Source organism: Mesorhizobium sp. M4B.F.Ca.ET.058.02.1.1 (assembly GCF_003952505.1).
In the GTDB taxonomy this organism is placed as follows: Bacteria; Pseudomonadota; Alphaproteobacteria; order Rhizobiales; family Rhizobiaceae; genus Mesorhizobium.
Window position 1 is genome coordinate 858,110 of sequence record NZ_CP034450.1, and the last position, 22,468, is coordinate 880,577.

At 63.9% G+C, this 22,468-nt stretch carries 21 protein-coding genes and 1 pseudogene; 4 read left to right on the forward strand and 18 right to left on the reverse strand.

All coding sequences use genetic code 11. From position 1 onward, the window contains the following. The first annotated feature begins 64 nt into the window (after positions 1-64). Positions 65-889, forward strand: coding sequence for a nucleoside triphosphate pyrophosphohydrolase (mazG, locus tag EJ073_RS04320; RefSeq protein ID WP_126054608.1), 825 nt, complete (start codon positions 65-67; stop codon positions 887-889). A gap of 6 nt (positions 890-895) precedes the next feature. Here the strand turns inward: mazG and hflX are convergent, their stop codons facing one another. From hflX to EJ073_RS04350, 6 genes and pseudogenes are all read right to left on the reverse strand, one after another. Further along, positions 896-2,281, reverse strand: a complete 1,386-nt coding sequence (gene hflX / locus EJ073_RS04325; protein ID WP_126054609.1) for a GTPase HflX — start codon at positions 2,279-2,281, stop codon at positions 896-898. After that, positions 2,282-2,527, reverse strand: a complete 246-nt coding sequence (gene hfq / locus EJ073_RS04330) for an RNA chaperone Hfq (protein WP_066989720.1) — start codon at positions 2,525-2,527, stop codon at positions 2,282-2,284. A gap of 144 nt (positions 2,528-2,671) precedes the next feature. After that, the gene (locus tag EJ073_RS04335) at positions 2,672-3,535 is read right to left on the reverse strand and encodes a D-amino-acid transaminase (protein WP_126054610.1); all 864 of its coding nucleotides are present in this window, start codon (positions 3,533-3,535) and stop codon (positions 2,672-2,674) included. A 99-nt stretch (positions 3,536-3,634) separates the two neighbouring features. Then, positions 3,635-4,996, reverse strand: coding sequence for a sigma-54 dependent transcriptional regulator (locus tag EJ073_RS04340; protein ID WP_126054611.1), 1,362 nt, complete (start codon positions 4,994-4,996; stop codon positions 3,635-3,637). Further along, positions 4,986-7,276: pseudogene (locus EJ073_RS04345) on the reverse strand (PAS domain-containing sensor histidine kinase). Before EJ073_RS04345 ends, EJ073_RS04340 begins: the two are co-directional and overlap by 11 nt. Before the next feature lie 204 nt (positions 7,277-7,480). Continuing rightward, positions 7,481-8,299: an AraC family transcriptional regulator gene (locus EJ073_RS04350; protein ID WP_126054612.1), complete on the reverse strand. Its 819-nt coding sequence runs from the start codon at positions 8,297-8,299 to the stop codon at positions 7,481-7,483. Positions 8,300-8,414: 115 nt separating this feature from the next. Between EJ073_RS04350 and EJ073_RS04355 the strand changes: the two genes are divergently transcribed. Continuing rightward, complete coding sequence (locus EJ073_RS04355) at positions 8,415-9,305, forward strand: NAD(P)H-binding protein (RefSeq protein WP_126054613.1); 891 nt, start codon at positions 8,415-8,417, stop codon at positions 9,303-9,305. A 45-nt stretch (positions 9,306-9,350) separates the two neighbouring features. Here EJ073_RS04355 and ntrC read toward each other — a convergent pair whose 3' ends face one another. From ntrC to dusB, 3 genes are read right to left on the reverse strand one after another with little or no spacing between them, the layout of a single operon-like run. Continuing rightward, positions 9,351-10,811: a nitrogen regulation protein NR(I) gene (gene ntrC, locus EJ073_RS04360; protein ID WP_126054614.1), complete on the reverse strand. Its 1,461-nt coding sequence runs from the start codon at positions 10,809-10,811 to the stop codon at positions 9,351-9,353. After that, complete coding sequence (locus EJ073_RS04365) at positions 10,808-11,950, reverse strand: nitrogen regulation protein NR(II) (RefSeq protein WP_126054615.1); 1,143 nt, start codon at positions 11,948-11,950, stop codon at positions 10,808-10,810. Before EJ073_RS04365 ends, ntrC begins: the two co-directional genes overlap by 4 nt. Continuing rightward, positions 11,947-12,969, reverse strand: coding sequence for a tRNA dihydrouridine synthase DusB (gene dusB, locus EJ073_RS04370; RefSeq protein WP_126054616.1), 1,023 nt, complete (start codon positions 12,967-12,969; stop codon positions 11,947-11,949). The genes EJ073_RS04365 and dusB overlap by 4 nt, the downstream gene beginning before the upstream one ends. Positions 12,970-13,202: 233 nt before the next feature. Here dusB and EJ073_RS04375 point away from each other — a divergent pair, with 233 nt between their 5' ends. Further along, a complete protein-coding gene (locus EJ073_RS04375; protein ID WP_126054617.1) occupies positions 13,203-14,432 on the forward strand; it encodes a bifunctional 2-C-methyl-D-erythritol 4-phosphate cytidylyltransferase/2-C-methyl-D-erythritol 2,4-cyclodiphosphate synthase in 1,230 nt (409 codons plus the stop codon). Next, positions 14,429-14,911, forward strand: coding sequence for a CinA family protein (locus tag EJ073_RS04380; protein ID WP_126054618.1), 483 nt, complete (start codon positions 14,429-14,431; stop codon positions 14,909-14,911). Before EJ073_RS04375 ends, EJ073_RS04380 begins: the two co-directional genes overlap by 4 nt. 9 nt (positions 14,912-14,920) lie before the next feature. On the opposite strand, the gene EJ073_RS04385 is transcribed toward EJ073_RS04380, so the two are convergent. The 9 genes from EJ073_RS04385 to EJ073_RS04425 form a co-directional block, all read right to left on the reverse strand. Beyond that, positions 14,921-15,376 (reverse strand): type II toxin-antitoxin system RatA family toxin, encoded by a 456-nt coding sequence (locus EJ073_RS04385; protein ID WP_126054619.1) that lies wholly within the window; start codon positions 15,374-15,376, stop codon positions 14,921-14,923. A gap of 7 nt (positions 15,377-15,383) precedes the next feature. Further along, complete coding sequence (gene lipA / locus EJ073_RS04390) at positions 15,384-16,349, reverse strand: lipoyl synthase (RefSeq protein ID WP_126054620.1); 966 nt, start codon at positions 16,347-16,349, stop codon at positions 15,384-15,386. A gap of 135 nt (positions 16,350-16,484) precedes the next feature. Beyond that, a complete protein-coding gene (locus EJ073_RS04395) occupies positions 16,485-16,742 on the reverse strand; it encodes a GlsB/YeaQ/YmgE family stress response membrane protein (RefSeq protein ID WP_126054621.1) in 258 nt (85 codons plus the stop codon). Positions 16,743-16,844: 102 nt separating this feature from the next. Further along, positions 16,845-18,311, reverse strand: coding sequence for a dihydrolipoyl dehydrogenase (lpdA, locus tag EJ073_RS04400; RefSeq protein WP_126054622.1), 1,467 nt, complete (start codon positions 18,309-18,311; stop codon positions 16,845-16,847). Positions 18,312-18,329: 18 nt separating this feature from the next. Beyond that, positions 18,330-18,968: an SGNH/GDSL hydrolase family protein gene (locus EJ073_RS04405; protein WP_126054623.1), complete on the reverse strand. Its 639-nt coding sequence runs from the start codon at positions 18,966-18,968 to the stop codon at positions 18,330-18,332. Beyond that, complete coding sequence (locus EJ073_RS04410) at positions 18,965-19,390, reverse strand: hypothetical protein (protein WP_126054624.1); 426 nt, start codon at positions 19,388-19,390, stop codon at positions 18,965-18,967. Before EJ073_RS04410 ends, EJ073_RS04405 begins: the two co-directional genes overlap by 4 nt. Before the next feature lie 13 nt (positions 19,391-19,403). Further along, on the reverse strand, positions 19,404-20,768 hold the full coding sequence (locus tag EJ073_RS04415) for a pyruvate dehydrogenase complex dihydrolipoamide acetyltransferase (protein WP_126054625.1): 1,365 nt from the start codon (positions 20,766-20,768) through the stop codon (positions 19,404-19,406). Between the two features lie 3 nt (positions 20,769-20,771). Then, positions 20,772-21,059, reverse strand: coding sequence for a hypothetical protein (locus EJ073_RS04420; RefSeq protein WP_126054626.1), 288 nt, complete (start codon positions 21,057-21,059; stop codon positions 20,772-20,774). A 12-nt stretch (positions 21,060-21,071) separates the two neighbouring features. Next, on the reverse strand, positions 21,072-22,457 hold the full coding sequence (locus EJ073_RS04425; protein WP_126054627.1) for a pyruvate dehydrogenase complex E1 component subunit beta: 1,386 nt from the start codon (positions 22,455-22,457) through the stop codon (positions 21,072-21,074). Between the last annotated feature and the right edge of the window lie 11 nt (positions 22,458-22,468).

The following is a 22,468-nucleotide window of genomic DNA, read 5'->3' on the forward strand; positions in this document are numbered from 1 at the left end:
CAACCGCCCTCGCGTCGGCTGCCAGCGTTGGCCGCGCGATGGGCGCAAGGATAGCATCGGCCTGATGAAACCCTCCAAGGACATTTCCCGGCTGATCGAGATCATGGCGGCACTAAGGGCGCCCAAGACCGGCTGCCCCTGGGATATCGAGCAGAATTTCTCGACCATCGCGCCCTACACGATCGAGGAAGCCTACGAGGTGGCGGATGCCATTGCGCGCGGCGATCTCGACGACCTGCGCGAGGAGCTCGGCGACCTGCTGCTGCAGGTTGTCTACCACGCGCAAATGGCTGAGGAGGCTGGCGAATTCGCCTTCGGCGACGTCGTCGAGGCGATCACCGCCAAGATGATCCGGCGCCATCCGCACGTCTTCGGCGACGAGGAGGCGCGCAGCGCCGGCATGGCCAAGGGCATGTGGGAAAAAATCAAGGCGGTGGAGAAGGCGGAGAAGCGCGATGCGCGCCTCGCCCGCGGGCTAGACCCAGAAGACAATGGCAAGGGGTTCCTCGACAGCGTGCCGGTGGCGCTGCCTGCGCTGACCCGGGCGCTCAAGCTGCAGGAAAAGGCGGCTCGCGTCGGCTTCGATTGGAGCGAGGCGGCCCCCATTCTCGACAAGATCGAGGAGGAGATCGGCGAACTGCGCGAGGCTTTGGCCAAAGGCGACGCAGCACCGATCAAGGACGAGTTCGGCGACATGCTGTTTGCCATCGTCAATCTCGGCCGCCACCTCAAGCTCGACGCCGAGGCCGCGCTCAGCGGCACCAATGAGAAATTCCGCACCCGCTTCCACTATGTCGAGCGAGCGCTGGAAGCCTCCGGCAACACGTTGGAAAAGGCGACGCTGGATGAGATGGAAGCGCTCTGGCAGCAGGCCAAGGGCGCGAAATAACCAGGCTTAATTGTTCTTACGGTGCAATCGGCTCTCGATCTCTTGCCGTGAGCTGTGCGTGGCATTGAGCGAAATGGTGACGCTGCCATCCTCATTGTCGACCCGCGAAACGACGTCGCCGTTGCGGTAGATCCAGTCGACAAGGCCAAACTGGGCTGGCGTCAGCGTCAGCGTCGTCGTTTCCAGTTCACCCGACATCCTCGTTTCGATAAGCGCCTTCAGCGCATCGATGCCCTCGCCGGTGACCGCCGATATGGCGACCGGCGGCGCCTTGGTGGCGGCGCCATCGGCCAGTAACCGCTCCCGGTTGCTCTCGTCGAGCAGGTCGATCTTGTTCCAGACCTCGATGACGCGCTTGGCGTCACTGGCATCGACGCCAAGATCGGCAAGGATGCGCTCGACATCCTCGGCCTGCGCCGCCGTATCGGGGTCTGAGATGTCGCGCAGGTGGATGACGAGGTCGGCTTCGACCACCTCTTCCAGCGTCGCCCGGAAGGCGGCAACAAGATGCGTCGGCAGGTCCGAGATGAAGCCGACCGTATCGGACAGGATGATGGGTGTGCCATGTGGCAGGCGCACGCGGCGCAGCGTCGGGTCAAGCGTGGCGAACAGCATGTCCTCGGCCAGCACCCCTGCCCCGGTCAGCTTGTTGAACAGCGTCGACTTGCCGGCATTAGTGTAGCCGACGATCGCCACAACCGGGAACGGCACCTTCTTGCGCTTGGCACGGTGCAGGTCGCGGGTGCGGCGCACAGTTTCCAGCTCATGCTTCAGCTTGATGATCTTTTCCTGCAACTGCCGCCGGTCGGATTCGATCTGCGTTTCGCCGGGACCGCCGAGGAAGCCGGCGCCGCCGCGCTGGCGCTCAAGGTGGGTCCAGCTCCGCACCAGGCGGCCCTTCTGGTAGTTGAGATGCGCAAGCTCGACCTGCAGCGTGCCTTCCTTGGTGCGCGCGCGCTCGCCGAAGATCTCCAGGATCAGCCCGGTGCGGTCGAGCACCTTGGCGTTGAATTCCTTTTCGAGATTGCGTTGCTGCACCGGCGTCAGCGGATGGTCGACGATGACCAGTTCCGCGTGGCGCTCCTTCACGATATCGGCGAATTCCGCCACCTTGCCGCTGCCGAGCAAGGTGGCCGGGCGCGGATCGGTGACGGTCACCACCGCGCTATGGACCGGATCGAGGTCGATGGCGCCGGCGAGGCCGACTGCTTCATCGTGGCGGGCCTCCGCGGAACGCGTCAGACGCGGCCGATTGGTCTCGTCCTCGCCTCGCGGCTGGCGGGTAAGCACGGGCACAATAACAATGGCCCGGGTCGGAGCTTTGTCTTCCGGCCTCAGCTGATGTGATGGTTTCCCGCGGACGCTGCGGTCCGCGTCTTTCTCACGTGCCAATCAGGCGCCCTGGCCTTCCTCGCCATCGAACATCTGAACCGGCTGGCTCGGCATGATCGTGGAAATGGCGTGCTTGTAAACGAGCTGGGAATGGCCGTCACGCCGCAACAACACACAAAAATTGTCGAACGAGGTGACCACGCCAGTCAGCTTCACGCCGTTGATGAGGAAGATGGTGAGTGGATTTTTGCTCTTGCGAACTGAATTCAGGAACAGGTCCTGAAGGTTTTGCGATCGTTCCGCCATTGTTCTTGTCTTTCGCCGATCCCCTTCGGTTTGCAGCCAATGCGCCAATTTATCCGGCACATGTCAAGCGCGCAAACACCCTCTTGCCGTCAATAACGACAAGCAGAACGAGATATATTGATTTTCATTCCATCTTTGCGGTTATCAGGCCGGACTTTTTTCCGCAACGTCAAAAAAGGCCTGGCGCAACGAAAGTGTCATGGAACCGGGGTGGCCATTGGCCACCGGAGCACCGTCGATTGCCACGATCGGCATGGCAATCGTGGTCGCGGAACTGATGAAGGCCTCGCGCGCCGCCTTGGCCTCGGCGACCGAAAACTTGCGCTCCTCGATCGTCAGGCCGAGTTTGGCGGCAACGTCGAACAGCGTCGTGCGGGTGATGCCGCGCAGGATCCCGTGCTCGGCCGGCCGCGTCACCAGCACGCCGTCCCTGGTGACGATCCAGGCGTTGGAGGAGCCGCCCTCGGTGACCATGCCGTCGGTGTCGACGAACCACGCCTCCTGGGCGCCGGCTTCCTTGGCCTTCTGCTTGGCCAGCACGTTGGGCAGCAGGCCCGTGCTCTTGATATCGACCCTGTCCCAGCGGTTCTCCGGCACGGTGATGACCTTTATGCCGGTCTCTGCGCGCCTGGCGGCAGTGGCGGGGTCCGCCTTCCTCGCGGTCACCACCAGCGACGGCGTGGTACCGGGCCCCGGGAAAACGAACTCGCGGCTGGCGACGCCACGCGTCACCTGGACATAGACGAGGCCGTTGACGACATGGTTGCGGCGCACCACCTCGCGCAGGATGAGCGGCAGCACACGCTGCGTCACCGGCCAGTCGATCGACAGTTCGGAAAGCGACCGGCTCAGCCGGCCGAGATGGCGCGGCATGTCGACAATGAAGCCGCGAGCCACCTCGCAGACCTCATAGACGCCGTCGGCGAACTGATAGCCGCGATCCTCGATATGCACCGAAGCGTCGGCATGAGCGACATAGCGCCCGTTCACATAGGCAATGCGCGGCATGGATCACCCCTGAAGACTTTCGGTTTGTTTAAGCGATTCCGCCGCGGCCGTAACCGGCAATCGGCCGGCTGGGCGCCGCTGGATCAAGTACAGCTGTCCTCAGACGCCCAGCGACTTCAGCTTGCGGTGCAGGGCGGAGCGCTCCATGCCGATGAACTCGGCGGTCTTCGAGATGTTGCCGCCGAAGCGGTTGATCTGGGCGATCAGGTAGTCCTTCTCGAACTGTTCGCGCGCCTCGCGCAGCGGCAGCGCCATGATGTGTCGGTCCGATTGGTTGGGCGTGCGCGGCATGACGTCGCCGATCTCCGACGGTAGCAGATCGGCGGTGATCGGGGCGTCGACGTCCTCGCCGCGCGCCAGGATCATCAGCCGTTCGACATTGTTGCGCAACTGCCGGACATTGCCCGGCCAGTTATGCGCCTGCAGCACGGCGAGTGCGTCGTCGCCGATGCGGCGCGGCCTGATGCCGGCCTGGCGCGCGATCTGCTTCATGAAATTGTCGACCAGATAGGGAATGTCCTCGCGTCGCTCGGCCAGCCCCGGCACCATGACCGGAACCACTGCCAGGCGGTGATAGAGGTCCTCACGGAAGCGGCCGTCGGCGATCATCGCCTCCAGGTTCTGCGAGGTGGACGAGATGATGCGGACATCGACCTTGACCCGCTTGGTGCCCCCTACCCGCTCGAACTGCTGCTCGACCAGCACGCGCAGGATCTTGTTCTGCGTCTCGCGCGGCATGTCGGCCACTTCGTCGATGTAGAGGATGCCGCGATGCGCCTCTTCCAGTGCGCCGACCTTGCGCTCGGTGCCGTTCGATTCGGTGCCGAACAGTTCAATCTCCATTCGCTCGGGCGTGATGGTGGCCGCGCTCAGCGTCACGAACGGTCCGGCCTTGCGCGTCGACAGCGCATGGATGGCGCGCGCCGCCAGCTCCTTGCCGGAACCGGACGGGCCGACGATCATGATGCGGCTGTTGGTCGGCGCGACGCGTTCGATGGTCTGGCGCAACTGGCTCATCGCCGAAGACATGCCGATCAGGTCGAAGGTCTCGCCGCTGCGTTGCTTGAGGTCGGAGACCTCGCGCCTCAGCTTCGAGGTTTCGAGCGCGCGCTCGGCGATCAGGATCAGTCGGTCGGCCTTGAACGGCTTCTCGATGAAATCGTAGGCGCCGCGGCGGATGGCGGAAACCGCCGTTTCGATATTGCCGTGACCGGAGATCATCACCACCGGGAGGTTGGGATGCATCGTCTTGATCTCGTCCAGCAGCGCGAGGCCGTCCAGGCGCGAGCCCTGCAGCCAGATGTCGAGGAAGATCAGCCTCGGCGCGCGATCTGCAATTGCTGCAAGCGCGCTGTCGGCGTCGAACGCCGTGCGGGTTTCGTGACCTTCGTCGCTCAGGATGCCTGCGACGAGCTCGCGGATGTCTTCCTCGTCATCGACGATGAGAATGTCAGACGCCATTACCGACCTTTTCAGTTTCTCTTTCGTGTTCGTTCCGGCCTTCGCCGCGAGGCGGCGTGGCAACGACCGAAGCCGGCGGCAGGATGATCGAGATCATCGCGCCGCGGCCACCGTGGAAATCCGCCGGCGCATCGTTGAGTTCGAGCCGGCCGCCATGGTCCTCCACGATCTTCTTGACGATAGCGAGGCCAAGGCCAGTGCCTTTTTCGCGCGTCGTCATATAGGGCTCGAGCAACCGCTGCCTATTCTCGCGCGGCAGTCCCCTGCCATTGTCGATGACATCGATTCGGATGGCGCCATTTTGACGTCCGGCTTGAATCCGGATTGTGCCGTCCGAACGATCTTTTGCTTCAAGTCCGTCAATGGCCTCGGCGGCGTTCTTGATGACGTTGCCGAAGGCCTGCGCCATCAGCCGGCTGTCGAAGGTGCCCTTCAGTGGTTCGCTGCCGAAATCGCGCTCGAAAGCGATGTCTGAACGACTGACCTCGACCAGGAACGAGGCTTCGCGCAGCGATTCGCGCAGGTCGATGGCCTTCATCTCCGGTTTCGGCATGCGCGCGAAGGCCGAGAATTCGTCGACCATGCGGCCGATATCCTCGACCTGGCGGATGATCGTGTCGGTGCATTGGTCGAAGACCTCGCGGTCCTCGGTGATGACCTTGCCGTAGCGGCGCTTGATGCGCTCGGCCGAGAGCTGGATCGGCGTCAGCGGGTTCTTGATCTCGTGGGCGATGCGCCTGGCCACGTCGGCCCAGGCCGAAGAGCGCTGCGCCTGCACAAGGTCGGTGATGTCGTCGACCGTCACGACATAGGATTTTTCCTCCGAGCCGTCATCGCCCGCCTCGATGGTTATCTGCACGTTGAAGGTCCGCTCGGCGCCGCCACGGTAGAAGGTCACCTGCTCGCGATAGACCGGCTTGCCCGATTTGCGGCCGATTTCGAAGACGCGGCCGACATGCGGCAGCACGGCGGACAGGTTCTGCCCGAGCGCGGCGCTGGCCGAGATCGCAAGCATGGTTTCTGCCGAGCGATTGACGATGGTGATGATGCCATAGGGATCGACGCCGATGACGCCGGCGGTGACGCCTGCCAGCACGGCTTCCGAAAAGCGCCTGCGCTCGTCGATCAAATCCTTGGCGGAGAGCAGCTCGTTGCGCTGCGATTTGAGCTCCAGGATCATGTTGTTGAAGGTGTCGCCGAGCGAGGCGACGTCGCCGTCGGAAAGTCTGACGGGCACGGCGACATCGAGATTGCCGGTCGCGACCTCGTCGGCGGCACCGATCAACTGGCGGATCGGCCGCACCAGCCGGTCGGCGACCGCTATGCCCGTCCAGATCGCCGACAGGATGACGATCAGCGTCAGCGACAGGTAAGGCAGCGCGAAGGCCACCTGTGAGGTGCGGCGGTTGTCTTGCAGGTTGCGGTATTCGTCGCTGTTGGACCGCACGATCTGCCGTGCCTTGATCACATCGGGATCGACCAGCCGGATGGTGTAGAGATAAAGACCTTCGATCTCGCGCAACTTGACGATGGCGCCCATGATGTTGCGGGTTCGCGGCTCGATCAGAACCGGCCTGCCGTCGGACGCCGTTTCCACCGCGCCCGGCGGGGCTCCGGCATGGCGAAGTCGGCATCGGTCTTGGCGCTCATCACAAAGGAGCCGTCGGGCTTGATCAGTGCGGCATGCGCCAGCGAGCGGCCAACCGCTTCCTTGTTCATCAGATCGAGGAAACCGGTACGGTCGAGGCCATAGAGCGTGCGCGAGGCATCGAGATCATAGGCCATCGACAACGTCGTGCCCTGCAGGTTGCGGGCATTTTCCTGCACATAGGCGTCGGCGATCGACAGCGAGGAATTGACGATCGTCTTGGTGCGGATCTCGAACCAGCGGTCGAGGCCGATGTCGAGCGTGATCGAGGCGATGATGGCCACCATGATGGCGGGAATGGCGGCGACCAGAGCGAACATCGCGACGATGCGCACATGCAGCCGTGAGGCCGCCTTGCCGTGCCGCCGCGCCATCACAATGCGGTGAACCTCGCGGCCGATCAACGCAATCAGGAATAGAACGAAGACAGCGTTGAGCGCGATCAGCGCCATCGTGGCTTTTGCATCCGGCGCGATCGGCGTCGCCCCGACCAGAATCGCAAAGGAGATCGCCGCCGTGATCAAAGCGCCGGCAATCGCCAGCACGCCGGGCAACGCCAGCAGCCGGCGTCTGTCCTCAACGCCGGGCTTGCTGAAAAGCGGTTCGTTCAGTGTCGGGGCCTGGGAAGCCATATCGCCGTTTAGAGTCATTGCTTGCGTCGGATGTATGCAACGCATTGTGGCGATTATGCAACAAGTGTGGCCAGGACGGAAATCTTTCCCCGGCTTATTCTGCTGGAAGGACCATCCGGCCAGGGTCGATCAGAGTCGCCCTAAAGGTCTGCGGACATGCCGGCAACGGGCGGACGAGCCTCCGCCGTGCGTGCTGGCCGGCATTCAACTCGCCATCCGCCCGCGCCGCAAGCCGCGTGGCGTTTGCCCGATCTCGCGACGCATCCAATATGCCATATGCGATTGGTGCGCGAAGCCTGCCTGATGTGCCACCTCGCTGGTGCTGAGGCCGCCGCCTAGTAACAGAGAGCGGGCGCGCTCGACCCGGCGCCGTAGGACGTAGCGGTGAACGGTCATACCTGTCGCCGCCTTGAACCATGTCCTGAGATGGGAACTGCTGGCGTTGGCAACGCGGCTCAGCCTGTCAATCGTTAGCGGCTCATGAAGGTGAGCATCGATATGCTCCAGGACGTGCCTGAGCTGAGTGTTCGACAACCGGACGGGTCGATCGGTCTCCCGATCGCCGAGGCCCAGCAGCCGCACCGCAAGCGCAACGCCGAGGCTTTCGATGAACAGGGGTTCGGTCGGCGCGCCTGTGTCGTGACCGCTTTTGAGCGCTCGCACGAGATGTTCGATCCGCTCATCCCGGACGAGATGGCGCGTGTCGAGCCGGCGCATTGTTGTGCCTCCCACCTGCCGCGCGACGTCTTCGAGCAAGGCGGACGGCAGGCGAACCTCGATTGTGCGGAACGCGGTTTCCGCCTCGAAACCGCCCTCCTGGTCAGCGGGCACGAAGTCGATGTCGCCAGCACGCCGCAGAAAGTGTCGTCCAACGTCACTGCAATAAGAATGGGTGGCCGCGCTGGCGTGAACCATGATCCTGTGGTGATGCGCTCGCGGCAGCCTGAAGGCGCCTGCTTCGACATGCCTCGAAACCATTGTTATGCCCGTCGGGACCTGGTCGGGATCGAGCTGTGCGTGCATACAGGTAGGCCTCGAATTCATAGCAAAACCTGTCCAAGATTTGGCGGTTCCTGCGCGACTTTCAATGCCGGCGCCCCCTAAACCCAAGCCTCGTTGCCAATGCAAAGAGGTTGATATGGGTTACTATGTTGTCGTCGGCGCAGGGCCGGTTGGACGCGAAACGGCTCGGCTGCTCGGTGAGGAAGGAAATAATGTCGTCCTCACCAGCAGGAGCTTGGGTTCCATCGATTTGCCCGGCGTCCGCGCGGTACAGGCCGACGCCGCGGATGCCGCCGAGCTGTCGCGCATGGCCCGAGGCGCCGATGCGATCTTCATGTGCGCCATGGCCGCCTATGATCGGTGGCCGACCGACTTTTTCCCCATCCTCGACGGCACGGTGCGCGCGGCGGAAGCCGCCGGCGCGAAAATTATCCTGCTCGGAAACCTCTACGGCTATGGTGAGAACGCCGAAAGTCCGCTGCACCCGGACTTGCCGCTCGATCCGACATCAAGGAAAGGTACGACCCGCACGATAATGTGGCAACGAGCACGCCGCGCCGATGCACCAGCCATCGAAGTGCGGTCCAGTGACTATCTTGGACATGGCGCGATCAGCTACTTCTCGCTGCTGGCCCTGCCCTCCGTCGTCGAGGGAAAACCCGTCTCGTTCGTGGGAAACCTCGATGCTGCTCACGCGTGGACGTTCACGAAGGATGTGGCCAGGACGCTTGTGGCGTCGTCCCGTTACACGGGCGAATGGGGACGGGCATTCCACGTGCCCTCGCAATATGCCTCGCCCCGTGAACTCATGCGGAAAACAGCCGCGATGCTCGGCAGGGAGCTTTCGGATCTGCACTCCTATTCCGTCTCCGAAATGGAGGCTCTGGGCCTGCACGAGGCCGTGGAGATGCGCTACCTCTTCGACCGCCCGCTGCTGGTCGACTCCTCCGACACCGAGCATCTTCTTGGCGTAACCGCCAGCAGCCTGGACGCGATGATCGCCGACACGCTGCGCGATCATCTTTGAGCAGTCGCGCGGCAGCATGGCGCCGGCTCGGGAGCCAATCTCCGGCTAGATCTGCCTCGAGGACTTGTAGACGTTGACGCCAAGCTCGCGGATCTTCTTGCGCAGCGTGTTGCGGTTGAGCCCCAGGAGCTCAGCCGCCTTGATCTGGTTGCCGCGCGTCGCCGTCATCGAAGCAAGGACCAGCGGGTATTCGACCTCGGCGAGGATGCGCTGGTACAGGCCAGCCGGCGGCAGATCACCGGCGAACGAAGCAAAATAGCGCTGCAGGAAATGCTCCACCGCCTGACCGATGGAGAGATCGTCGGGAATGAGATTGCCGCCGCCGGGGACTACCGGCCGCTCGCCGGTCTTGAGCTCGGCCTCGATGATCTCGGACGAGATCTCATCCTGAGAATAGAGCGCGGCCAGCCTGCGGATCAGGTTTTCCAGCTCGCGCACATTGCCCGGCCAGGGGTAGCGCTTCATCAACTCGATGCCGCCGGAGGAAATGCGCTTGGTCTGCAGCCCCTCGCTGGCGCCCTGCTTGAAGAAATGCCGCACCAGGTCCGGAATGTCCTCGGAGCGCTCGCGCAGCGCCGGCAGCCTCAGCGGCACGACGTTGAGGCGGTAGAACAGGTCCTCGCGGAACAGCCCCTGGTTTATCAGCGTGCGCAGGTCCTTGTTGGTGGCGGCGACGATGCGAACGTCCGTCTTGATCGGCGTGCGGCCGCCGACGGTCGTATATTCGCCTTGCTGCAGCACGCGCAGCAGGCGTGTCTGCGCCTCCATCGGCATGTCGCCGATCTCGTCGAGGAACAGCGTGCCGCCTTCGGCCTGCTCGAAGCGACCGGTGGAGCGGTTCTGCGCGCCGGTGAAGGCGCCCTTCTCGTGACCGAACAGTTCCGATTCTATCAAGTCGCGCGGGATCGCCGCCATGTTGATGGCAACGAACGGGCCGCCGCGGCGGCGGCCATATTCGTGCAGCGCGCGGGCCACCAGCTCCTTGCCGGTGCCGGATTCGCCGCTGATCATCACCGTGAGGTCGGTCTGCATCATGCGGGCCAGCATGCGGTAGATGTCCTGCATGGCGGCGGAGCGGCCGACCAGCGGCATCGTCTCCGGTTGGTCGTCGGCGCGCGCGTCGAGCTTCGGCCGTCTCGGCTCGGCCAGCGCCCGGTTGACGATGTTGAGCAGTTCGGTCAGGTCGAACGGCTTCGGCAGATATTCATAGGCGCCGGTCTCGGAGGCGCGGATGGCGGTCATGAACGTGTTCTGCGCGCTCATCACGATGACCGGCAGTTCCGGCCGCGCCTTCTTGATGCGCGGCAGCATGTCGAAGGCGTTCTCGTCCGGCATCACCACGTCGGTGATGACGAGGTCGCCCTCGCCCGCCGCCACCCAGCGCCACAGCGTCGAGGCATTCGAAGTGACGCGCACCTCATGGCCGACGCGCGACAGCGCCTGATTGAGCACGGTGCGGATGGCCGCATCGTCATCGGCGACCAGAATGTTGCCGCGTGCGGTCATGAGCGGTCTCCTTCAGCTTCTTCGTCGACACCGTGTGCGGTCTCCTTCCAAGCCGGCATCAGGATGCGGAACGTGGTTCCCCGCGGCGTCGAATCGCATTCGATGATGCCGCCATGCTCGCCGACGATCTTGGCCACCAGCGCCAGCCCGAGGCCGGAGCCGTTCGGCTTGGTGGTGATGAACGGGTCGAACAGGATCGGCAGTATGTCCTCCGAAACACCGGGACCGTTGTCGCGCACGCAAAATTCCAGCGGCAGGGACACGCGATCCTGCGTTCCCGGCACCGAAACACGGATGCCCGGCCGGAAGGCAGTGGACAGCACGATCTCGCCTTGCGGGTCCGAACCGATCGCCTCGGCGGCGTTCTTGACCAGGTTGAGGAACACCTGGATCAGCTGGTCGCGGTTGGCGAAGACCGGAGGAAGCGATGGATCGTATTCCTCCAAGATCTTGATCCGTTTCGCAAAACCGTTCTTGGCAATCGCCTTCACATGGTCGAGAACGACGTGGATGTTGACCGGGTAGCGGTCGATTGGCCGTTCGTCGGAAAAGACCTCCATGCGGTCGACGAGTGAGACGATGCGGTCGGTCTCGTCGGTGATCAGCCGGGTGAGCGCGCGGTCCTCGTCGGAGGCTGACAGTTCCAGCAACTGGGCGGCGCCCCTGATGCCGGACAATGGGTTCTTGATCTCATGCGCCAGCATGGCGGCAAGGCCGGTGACCGAGCGGGCGGCGCCGCGATGCGTCATCTGTCGGTCGATCTTGTCGGCCATCGACCGTTCCTGGAACATCACCACCACCGTGCCCGGGAATTCCGGCACCGGCGCCACGTAAAGGTCGACGACCTTTTCGATGCCAAGGCGCGGCGATGACACATCGACCCGGTATTCGTTGACCGGCGCCAGGCGCTCGCGCACCTGGTCGACAAGGGTGAGCAGCGGGCTGCCGAAGGGCACGAGCTTGGACAACGTGTTGCGGGCAAGCATGGTCGCGCTGGAGCGAAAGAAATCCTCCGCATCGGCATTGGCGAAGGTGATGAAGCCGCCGGCATCGACCATGATCACCGGGCGGCGGATGGTGTTCAGCACGATGTTGGCGGCGTCGACCATGTCCGGCCCTTGGGCAACTGTGGCCTTCATGCGGCGCTCCGCATCGATTCGGCGGGGTTGGAGAACACTTCACGCAGTTCGGCGATGACGCGAGCGGGCTCGAAAGAGGTGAGGATTGCCTTGCGTTGACCGGAAGTGGCGCCGGCGGCATGGCTATCGAGATACCACCCGAGATGCTTGCGCGCCTGGCGCAGCCCGCTTTCGACACCGTAGAGCGCCAGCATATCCTGATAGTGGCCAATGACGTAGTCGGCCAGGGCCAGCCGATCTCCGGGAATGCCTGGCGCCGTCTCTCCTGCCGCGGACGCCGCGATCCTGCCGGCGGTCCACGGTGCGCCATAATGCGCGCGCCCGATCATCACCGCGTCGGCGCCCGATTGATCGAGGATGGCAGCCGCTTCCGCCGGCGAGCCGACATCGCCATTGGCGACGACCGGGATCGAAACGGCTTCCTTGACCCGCGCGATGGCGCGCCAGTCGGCCTTGCCCTGGTAGAACTGACAGCGCGTGCGGCCATGCACCGTCACCATCCTCACGCCGGCCTGTTCGGCGCGGCGCGCCAGCATCGGCGCGTTGAGCGCGCTTTCGTCCCAGCCAAGCCGCATCTTCACGGTCACCGGTACCTCGACGGCGCCGACCACCGCCTCGATCAGCGACAGCGCGTGATCGAGATCGCGCATCAACGCTGAGCCAGCATAGCCGCCCGTCACCTTCTTGGCCGGGCAGCCCATGTTGATATCGATGATGTCGGCGCCCTCGCCCGCGGCGATCCGGGCGCCTTCGGCCATGTGCGCCGCCTCGCGGCCGGCAAGCTGGACCATGTGGACCGGCAGCCCGGAATGGCGGATGCGCAGGTCGCAGCCGGCCCTGCCTTTGGCAAGCTCTCCGCTCGCCACCATTTCCGACACGACCAGCCCGGCACCATGCCGATGGGCGCGCTGCCGGAACGCCTCGTCGGTTACTCCCGACATCGGCGCGAGGAAGACACGATTACGGATTATCACGCCGCCAATGTGGAGCGGCAGAGCCAATTTGGTCAATTCGGGCATGCACAAAAACCAAGCATATCTGATTGCTGCACATTCTCTAGCCAGTAGCAAGGCAATGTGCAACGCGCAATGACGTCAAATCAAGGCGCATTTGGGAAAAAGCTGGCCTTCGGCCAGCAAAGCGCAGTGCGTCGTTCAGGATACACAAAGGACGCTTTGGAATTCACAATTGGCGCACGATCTTTTCCGAAAACCGATTACACTTTTGCGGATCGTGCGCTAAGCCAATCGCAATGACTGACGCAAGCGAAAATCAGGCTTCGGGCGCGGATGACAAGGTCGCGGTGGTTATCGTAGCGGCCGGGCGCGGCGCGCGCGCCGGGCAAGCCAATGGACCGAAGCAATATCAACGCATCGGCGGCCGCGCCGTCATCGCGCGCACCTTGGAGACATTCCTCTCTCACCCGAGGACCGGTCCGGTCGTGGTGGCCATTCACGCCGACGACGGCGAGCTTTTCCGAAAGGCCGCGGGTGCGGATGCGGACCGTGTCATCACGGTCACCGGCGGCGATTCGCGCCAGGCCTCTGTCAGGCTGGGCCTGCTGGCGCTCAGGGATGCCGCGCCAGGCCGCGTGCTCGTCCATGACGCCGTACGCCCCTTTGTCGACGCCGGCCTCATCGACCGCACGATCGATGCCGTCGGCGAACGCCAGGGCGCGCTGCCCGCTCTGCCCGTCGCCGACACGCTGAAGCGCGAGTCGGCAGCCGGGATGATCGAGGAGACCGTATCGAGGAACGGACTGCATGCCGCCCAGACGCCGCAGGGCTTTCCCTTCTGGCCGCTTCTTGCCGCGCATGAAAAGGCCCATCATCTTGGCAAGGCGGATTTCACCGACGACGCCGCGATCGCCGAGTGGGCGCATATTCCGGTGAAAATCGTCCAAGGATCGCCGGACAACATAAAACTTACCTGGGCAAGGGATATTGCAATGGCCGATCAGCGGCTTTCCGGTGAACGGCCGCGCTTTCCGGATATCCGCACCGGCAACGGCTATGACGTGCATGCCTTCGAGCCGGGCGATCATGTCACGCTCTGCGGCGTCGTCATTCCGCACGACAGAAAGCTCTCCGGCCATTCCGATGCCGACGTCGGCCTTCACGCCCTCACCGACGCGCTGCTCGCCACCTGCGGCGCCGGCGATATCGGCACGCATTTCCCGCCGTCGGATCCGCAGTGGAAAGGCGCCGCCTCGAAGATCTTCGTCGAACATGCGGCCAAGCTGGTGCGCGGGCGCGGCGGACGCATCGCCAATGCCGACATCACGCTGATCTGCGAGGCGCCGCGCGTCGGCCCGCACCGCGAGGCGATGACGGCTGCCCTCGCCGCGATGCTCGGCATCGCCAGTGAGCGCATCTCGATCAAGGCGACCACCAATGAGAAGCTTGGCTTCATCGGCCGCCAGGAAGGCATAGCGGCCATCGCCACCGCCAGCGTAGTCTTTCCAGGTGAGGTTCCCGAATGAGCAACGCCGAACTCGCAAACGCCCTGCTTCTGGCCTGCCAGCAACGCGGCATCATGCTGGCGACGGCGGAAAGCTGCACCGGCGGCCTGATCATCGCCGCGCTCACCGACATTGCCGGCTCCTCCGCCGTGGTCGACCGCGGTTTCATCACTTATTCCAACGAAGCCAAGATGGAGATGCTCGGCGTTTCCGCCGCAACGCTCAAGACGCACGGCGCGGTCTCACGCGAAATCGTGCTCGAAATGGCGGCGGGCGCGCTGGCGCATTCGCGGGCGAGCCTCGCGCTCGCGGTCACGGGCATCGCCGGCCCGACCGGCGGTTCGGCCGACAAGCCGGTCGGCCTGGTCTGGTTCGGCCTTGCGCTGGCCGGCCAGCCGATCGTCGCCGAGCACCAACTGTTCGGCCACAAGGGGCGAGAGTTCATCCGCCATGAAACCGTGCGGCACGCGCTGGAACTCGGCCTGCGCGCGCTGGGCTAAACTCCGAACTCAGGCCGTTCTTGCGCCGTAGATCTGGTTGGCGCGCTTCTCGAAGGCCTCGGCAAACATGCGGAAGGCGCGATCGAACATCGTGCCCATCAACGCGCCGAGAATGCGGCTCTTGAACTCGTAGTCGATGAAAAAGTGCACCTCGCAGCCGCTATCGGCCGGGTCGAAGCGCCAGATATTGCTGAGATATTTGAAAGGGCCGTCGATGTATTTGACATCGATGGCCTTCTCGTCGGGCTTCAGCAGCACCTGCGTGGTAAAGGTCTCGCGGATCGCCTTGTAACCGATGCTCATGTCGGCAAGGAGGATGGTGCGGCCGTCGCGCTCCTTGCGCGAGCGCACGCTGAGCGCTTCGCACAGCGGCAGGAATTGCGGATAGGCCTCGACGTCCGCGACCAGCGCGAACATCTCCTGCGGCGTATGGGCGACGCGACGGATGGCTTCGAATTTCGGCATTCGGGGATCAGCTGGCTTTTTTGAGCTGCGCTTCCCGCGCCGCGCGCAGCCTGGCGAAATCCTCGCCGGCATGATGCGAGGAGCGCGTCAGCGGACTCGACGCCATGAGAAGGAAACCCTTGGTCTTGCCGATCGTCTCGAAGGACTTGAACTCCTCCGGGGTGACGAAGCGGATCACCGGATGGTGCTTCTTCGACGGCTGCAGATACTGGCCGATGGTCATGAAGTCGACATTGGCCGAGCGCAGGTCGTCCATCAGCTGCAGGATCTCGTTCCGCTCCTCGCCTAGACCGACCATAATGCCGGACTTGGTGAAGATCGACGGGTCGAGCTCCTTGACGCGCTGCAACAGCCGGATCGAATGGAAATAGCGGGCGCCCGGCCGCACCGTCAGGTAGTTGGACGGCACGGTTTCGAGATTGTGGTTGAAGACGTCGGGCTTCGCCGCCACGACGATCTCCAGCGCGCCGTCCTTGCGCAGGAAGTCCGGCGTCAGGATCTCGATCGTGGTCGAGGGCGCGGCGGCGCGGATGGCGCGGATGACGTCGGCAAAATGCTGCGCGCCGCCATCGGCAAGGTCATCGCGGTCGACCGAGGTGATGACGACGTGGCTGAGGCCCATCTGCTTGACGGCATGCGCGACGCGCGCCGGCTCATCGGCATCGAGCGCGGTCGGGATGCCGGTGGCGACGTTGCAGAAGGCGCAGGCGCGCGTGCAGATCTCGCCCATGATCATGAAGGTGGCGTGCTTCTTGTCCCAGCATTCGCCGATGTTGGGGCAGCCGGCTTCCTCGCACACCGTCACCAGCTTGTGCGACTTCACGATCTCGCGTGTCTCGGCGTAGCCCTTCGAGACCGGCGCCTTGACGCGGATCCAGTCGGGCTTGCGCAGCACCTCCTGGTCCGGCTTGTGCGCCTTTTCGGGGTGCCGCACGCGCGGCGCATTGGCGATCGTGTCGAGGACAGTGACCATCTCAAACCCGGTTCCTGAGCGATCGCCTGTCCGGCGCCCGCATTCCAACGTCACTTAGGACTTTTCGGCGCAAAGAAAAAGGCCACGCCGGCGCATGCCGCCACGGCCTTTTTCGCATAGCGGTATCGATGCCGGCTAACGGCGCACCAGCCGTCCTACAAAGATCAGCAGGCAGGCGCCAATGAAGCCCGTGATCAGATAGGCGAACCAGCCAACGCCGAAAGACTGGAAATTGAGAGCTTGCAGGATTGCATTCAGCACGACCGCGCCGACGATGCCCAAGATGATGTTCATGAAGATGCCGGTGTTGCTCTTCATCACCATCTCGGCGAGCCAGCCCGCCAAACCGCCGATGATGATGGCCGCCAGCCAGCCCACGCCATTCACGTCCATATGCCAACTCCTCCTGTGACGGGTGAAAATGCATCCGGAAACGAACTGCCTTGCCGCCGAGTTCCCCAGGCTTTCGCAGGCGAGTCTCTGGCGGCCAATTTATCATGCGTTCAACGGGCGGCCATAGGCGTCGAGCACGCTTTCCTTCATCATCTCCGACAAGGTCGGGTGCGGGAAGATGGTGTGCATCAGCTCTTCCTCGGTGGTTTCGAGGTTCATCGCCACCACAAAACCCTGGATCAGTTCGGTCACCTCGGCGCCCACCATATGCGCGCCGAGCAACTGGCCGGTCTTCTTGTCGAAGATCGTTTTGACGAAGCCCTGGTCCTCACCAAGCGCGATCGCCTTGCCGTTGGCGCCGAACTGGAAGCGACCAACACGAATGTCCTTGCCTTCGGCCTTGGCCTTGGCCTCGGTCAGGCCGACGGAGGCGACCTGCGGATTGCAATAGGTGCAGCCCGGGATCTTCAGCTTGTCGGTGGCGTGCACGCCGGGGAAATTGGCGATCTTCTCGATGCAGACCACACCTTCGTGCTCGGCCTTGTGGGCGAGCATCGGCGGTCCGGCGACGTCGCCGATTGCGTAGATGCCGGGCACGTTGGTCTTGCCGTAACCGTCGACGACGACGCAGCCGCGGTCCGTCTTGACGCCAAGCGCCTCCAGGCCGAGGCCCTCGATGTTGCCCTGCACGCCGACGGCCGAGATCATGCGGTCGGCGGTGATCTTCTCGACCTTGCCGTCCTTCATCTCGACATGCGCCGTCACCGAGTTGGCGCCCTTCTCGACCTTGGTCACCTTGGCCTCGAGGATGATCTTCATGCCTTGCTTCTCGAACTGCTTCTGCGCGAATTTCGAGACCTCGGCATCCTCGACCGGCATCACCGCCGGCAGCAGCTCGACCACCGTCACCTCGGCGCCCATGGTGCGGTAGAAGGAGGCGAACTCGATGCCGATCGCGCCCGAACCCATCACCAGCAACGACTTCGGCATTTCCTTCGGCACCATGGCTTCGAAATAGGTCCAGATCAGCTTGCCGTCCGGCTCGATGCCGGGCAGCGCGCGCGGCCGCGCGCCGGTGGCAAGGATGATGTGCTTGGCGGTGTAGGTGCCCTCGCCCTTGACGCCTTTCGGCGCTGGCGGCTGTGGCTCCATCGGCTTCTTGGCGGTCTTGGAGACGACGATCTCGCCCAATTTTTCGCCAGAAGGAGCCTTCGAAAGCTTGGCCTCGCCCCAGATGACGTCAACCTTGTTCTTCTTCATCAGGAAGGCGACGCCGCCATTCAGCCTCAGCGACACCTTGCGCGAGCGGTCGACGACCGCGGCCGTGTCGGCGCTGACCTTGCCGCCTTCGAGCTTCAGGCCGTAGTCCTTGAGATGATCCGAATAGTGCATGATCTCGGCCGAGCGCAGCAGCGCCTTGGTCGGGATGCAGCCCCAGTTTAGGCAGATGCCGCCAAGGTGCTCGCGCTCGACGATCGCCGTCTTGAAGCCGAGCTGCGCGGACCGCACCGCGGTGACATAGCCGCCGGGGCCGGAGCCGATGATGATGACGTCGTAGGATTCAGCCACGGGTTTCTCCCTGGTTTTCTAGAGTTCCAGCATCACGCGCACCAGCGGTGCCAGCGCCTTGCCGATGTTTCGCGTGTTTTCGGCATCGAGATGGACGCCGTCGAGTGGTGTAGTGGCGGCGACGCTTCCGGCGTCGAAAAAACCGCAGCCCGCCTCGTCGGCAAGTGCCGAATATTGCGGCGCCAGCCGCTTCGAGGCTTCGTCGCCGCCGGCGAACATTTCCTTGAACTCGGCGTTGTCGGTGCGCGTGACGGCGGGTGGCGCGACGATGAGGATCTGGGGTGCGGCCCAACCGAACGGGTAGTCGTGGCCGCGCACGATGTCGATCAGGCGCTGCATGCCCTGCTTGGCGGCGACCGGATTGCCGTGGATCCACGGCTTCATGTCGTTGGCGCCGAGCATGATGACGATCAGGTCGAGCGGCGCGTGACTCATCAGGATCGTCGGCAGCACTTTCGCGCCGTTGCGGTCGGCGCCGGCGAGATGATCGTCGAAAGCGGTGGTGCGGCCGTTCAGGCCTTCGGCGATAACCTCGACGCCGTCACCGAGCGTTGCCTTGAGCACGCTCGGCCAGCGGTCTTCCAGCGCATGGCGGCCGAGGCTGGCGGCGTCATAACCCCAGGTCAGCGAATCGCCATAGCAGAGAATTGTCTTCATGCGCTTGCCCCATCCCTGCCGAACCCTGCCGCCGAGCGCTTGAGCCGCCAGCGCACGAACAGCCAATGCATGATGATCGTCGCGACACCGGGAAGGATCATCCCGGCGATTATCGAAAGGTCGCTCGCGGTCGCCCGATTCTCGGCCGGCACTGAAAAGGTCCATCCCACCAGCGCCAGCAGCGCGAGACCGAAAAACACCAGTAGCCACCACAATGTCCGGTCGACGGCACGAACCGGGTCGGCGAAGAACTGCACGGCGAAGAAGAGGATCGTCACGACGACAATGATCAGGGCAGTCGCCGCGAAAACCAGTGTGTATTCCTCTTCCGCGCCGGTCAGGACGGCCAGCTGCTGCGCCACCAGCGTGCCGGCCGAGCTGGAGAGGAAGAAGGCAAAAAGGCTGGTGAAGAATTTCCGCACCGCCTTTCCCTTCTTACACCAGCATGCCCATCGGGTTTTCGATCATGCGCTTGAAGGCGCCGAGCAGTTCGGCGCCGAGCGCGCCGTCGACGGCGCGGTGATCGGTCGACAGCGTCACCGACATGACGTTGGCTATCGTGATCTCGCCGTTCTTGACCACTGCACGCTGCTCGCCGGCGCCGACCGCCAGGATCGTTGCGTGCGGCGGGTTGATGACGGCGGCAAAATCCTTGATGCCGAACATGCCGAGATTGGAGACCGCCGTGGTGCCGCCCTGATATTCCTCCGGCTTCAGCTTGCGGCTGCGGGCGCGGCTGGCCAGATCCTTCATTTCGTTGGAGATGACCGACAGCGTCTTTTCGTCGGCATGGCGGATGATCGGCGTGATGAGCCCGCCCGGGATCGAGACCGCGACGCCGACATCGGCGTGCTTGTGCTTGACCATGGCGCTGTCAGTCCACGAGGCATTGGCGTCCGGCACCGCCATCAGCGCCATCGCCATCGCCTTGATCACCATGTCGTTGACCGAGAGCTTGTAGGCGGGAACCTCGCCCTTTTCGGTCTTCTTCACCGGCGCGGCGGCGTTGAGCTGTGTGCGCAGAGCCAGCAGCGCGTCGAGTTCGCAATCCAGCGTCAGGTAGAAATGCGGGATGGTGCTCTTGGCCTCGACCAGGCGGCGCGCGATGGTCTTGCGCATGTTGTCGTGCGGGACGAGTTCGTAGGAGCCTTCGGCGAACAGCTTCAGCACCTGGTCGTCCGACATTGGCTTCGGCGCTGCCGCCGGAGCTGCCGCCGGAGCACCGGCAGGCGCCTTGGCGGCTGGCGCTGCTTTCGCGCCGCCGCCGGCAATCGCTGCCTCGACATCGGCCTTGACGACGCGGCCATGCGGGCCCGTGCCGGTGACATTAGCCACATCGACGCCGGCATCCTTGGCGATGCGTCGGGCAAGCGGTGACGCGAAGGTGCGCTCGCCGCCAGCGTGGCCATTAGCAACCGCAGCGGGCTCTGCCTTGGCCGGCGCGGGCGCCACGGCGGCTGCCGGCTTCGGCGCTTCCGCCTTCGGGGCCTCGGCTTTCGGAGCCTCGGCTTTGGGCGCGGCACCGCCATCGCCCTTCGCCGCGGCGCCGGCATCCTCGCCTTCGCCGGCAAGAATGGCGATCAGCGCATTGACCTTGACGCCTTCGGTGCCGGCCGGAACGACCAGCTTGGCGACGGTGCCTTCATCGACGGCCTCGACTTCCATCGTCGCCTTGTCGGTCTCGATCTCGGCGATCACGTCGCCCGGCGAGACCTTATCGCCTTCCTTGACCAGCCACTTGGCGAGATTGCCTTCTTCCATCGTTGGCGAGAGCGCCGGCATGGTGATGTTGATGGGCATCGCTCACTCCTGAATGAATTTGAACAGGCCGCGCATGACGGTCAGCGTGGCGACGATAAACACAGGTGGCAAGACCCCGAAATGAAAGCTGCTTTTACTCATTTCGAGGCTCATCATGCCACCGGTTTGATCAACCTGTGCGGAACCAGTTGCGACAATTGCCAGGACAAGCGAAGCGACGCCGCTGAGCACCAGCAAGACCGCATCGAACTTTCCTGTCATCGAGCGCACGAAAAAGGCCACGGCAATGGTAGGGACAATGACGGCGGCCAGAACCCAGAGAGACGGCATCCGCGTTGTTTCCTAGCGATAGGTGACTGCTTTGACCGCCTCGACGACCTCGCCGACATTGGGCAACGCCAGCTTTTCGAGGTTCGCCGCGTAAGGCATCGGCACGTCCTTGCCGGCGATGGTGATGACCGGCGCGTCGAGGAAGTCGAAGGCGCGCTGCGACACCTGGTTGGCGATATGGTCGCCGACCGAGCTCTGCGGGAAACCTTCCTCGACCACGATCAGGCGATTGGTCTTCTTCACCGAAGCGATGATGGTGTCGAAGTCGAGCGGACGGATCGACCTGAGGTCGATGATCTCGGCGTCAATGCCCATGCCGCGTAGTTCAGCCTCGGCCTTCACCGCATAGGTCATGCCGATGCCGAAGGAGACGATGCTAACGTCCTTGCCCGGCTTGTGGATGCGCGCCTTGCCGATCGGCAGCACGAAATCATCGAGTTTCGGCACGTCGAAGGACTGGCCGTAGAGGATCTCGTTCTCCAGGAAGATGACCGGGTTCGGATCGCGGATCGCGGCCTTCAGTAGGCCCTTGGCGTCGGCGGCCGTGTACGGCATCACCACCTTCAGCCCGGGAACATGGCTGTACCAGGCGGCATAGCACTGCGAGTGCTGCGCGGCGACGCGGGCGGCGGCACCGTTCGGCCCACGGAAGACGATCGGCGCGCCCATCTGGCCACCCGACATATAGAGCGTCTTGGCGGCCGAGTTGATGATCTGGTCAATCGCCTGCATGGCGAAGTTGAAGGTCATGAACTCGACGATCGGCTTCAGGCCAGCCATCGCGGCGCCGACGCCGACGCCGGCGAAGCCGTGCTCGGTGATCGGCGTGTCGACGACGCGGCGCGGTCCGAATTCCTGCAGCAGGCCTTGCGTGATCTTGTAGGCGCCCTGGTACTCGGCGACCTCCTCGCCCATGACGAAGACGTCGCCGTCGCGGCGCATTTCCTCCGCCATGGCGTCACGCAGCGCCTCGCGCACCGTGGTCGACACCATCTCGGTGCCGGCCGGGATGTCCGGATCGGCGGCGACTTCCGCTCTCGGCGCCGCCGCGACGGGTGCCGCGGCCTCGCTCTTGGCCGCAACAGGCGCAGGTGCTGCCGCCTCAGGCTTGGCAGGCTCCTCGCCGATGCCTTCGCCGGCCTTGTCGACGTCCTCGCCGTCAACCGCGATCACAGCGATAACGGCGTTGACCTTGACACCTTCGGTACCGGCGGGAACCACGATCTTGGCGAGCGTGCCCTCGTCGACGGCTTCGACTTCCATCGTCGCCTTGTCGGTCTCGATCTCGGCGATGACGTCACCGGCGACGATCTTGTCGCCCTCGTTCTTCAGCCATTTGGAAAGATTGCCCTCTTCCATCGTCGGCGAGAGCGCGGGCATGAGAATTTCGATCGGCATGTCCTTGCCCT

Excerpts from the sequence above, each read along its gene's own strand:
- mazG (WP_126054608.1), top strand. The coding sequence starts at position 65 with ATGAAACCCTCCAAGGACATTTCCCGGCTGATCGAGATCATGGCGGCA.
- hfq (WP_066989720.1), bottom strand. The coding sequence starts at position 2,527 with ATGGCGGAACGATCGCAAAACCTTCAGGACCTGTTCCTGAATTCAGTT.
- EJ073_RS04335 (WP_126054610.1), bottom strand. The coding sequence starts at position 3,535 with ATGCCGCGCATTGCCTATGTGAACGGGCGCTATGTCGCTCATGCCGAC.
- EJ073_RS04340 (WP_126054611.1), bottom strand. The coding sequence starts at position 4,996 with ATGGCGTCTGACATTCTCATCGTCGATGACGAGGAAGACATCCGCGAG.
- EJ073_RS04350 (WP_126054612.1), bottom strand. The coding sequence starts at position 8,299 with ATGCACGCACAGCTCGATCCCGACCAGGTCCCGACGGGCATAACAATG.
- EJ073_RS04355 (WP_126054613.1), top strand. The coding sequence starts at position 8,415 with ATGGGTTACTATGTTGTCGTCGGCGCAGGGCCGGTTGGACGCGAAACG.
- ntrC (WP_126054614.1), bottom strand. The coding sequence starts at position 10,811 with ATGACCGCACGCGGCAACATTCTGGTCGCCGATGACGATGCGGCCATC.
- EJ073_RS04365 (WP_126054615.1), bottom strand. The coding sequence starts at position 11,950 with ATGAAGGCCACAGTTGCCCAAGGGCCGGACATGGTCGACGCCGCCAAC.
- dusB (WP_126054616.1), bottom strand. The coding sequence starts at position 12,969 with ATGCCCGAATTGACCAAATTGGCTCTGCCGCTCCACATTGGCGGCGTG.
- EJ073_RS04375 (WP_126054617.1), top strand. The coding sequence starts at position 13,203 with ATGACTGACGCAAGCGAAAATCAGGCTTCGGGCGCGGATGACAAGGTC.
- EJ073_RS04380 (WP_126054618.1), top strand. The coding sequence starts at position 14,429 with ATGAGCAACGCCGAACTCGCAAACGCCCTGCTTCTGGCCTGCCAGCAA.
- EJ073_RS04385 (WP_126054619.1), bottom strand. The coding sequence starts at position 15,376 with ATGCCGAAATTCGAAGCCATCCGTCGCGTCGCCCATACGCCGCAGGAG.
- lipA (WP_126054620.1), bottom strand. The coding sequence starts at position 16,349 with ATGGTCACTGTCCTCGACACGATCGCCAATGCGCCGCGCGTGCGGCAC.
- EJ073_RS04395 (WP_126054621.1), bottom strand. The coding sequence starts at position 16,742 with ATGGACGTGAATGGCGTGGGCTGGCTGGCGGCCATCATCATCGGCGGT.
- EJ073_RS04405 (WP_126054623.1), bottom strand. The coding sequence starts at position 18,968 with ATGAAGACAATTCTCTGCTATGGCGATTCGCTGACCTGGGGTTATGAC.
- EJ073_RS04415 (WP_126054625.1), bottom strand. The coding sequence starts at position 20,768 with ATGCCCATCAACATCACCATGCCGGCGCTCTCGCCAACGATGGAAGAA.
- EJ073_RS04420 (WP_126054626.1), bottom strand. The coding sequence starts at position 21,059 with ATGCCGTCTCTCTGGGTTCTGGCCGCCGTCATTGTCCCTACCATTGCC.
- EJ073_RS04425 (WP_126054627.1), bottom strand. The coding sequence starts at position 22,457 with ATGCCGATCGAAATTCTCATGCCCGCGCTCTCGCCGACGATGGAAGAG.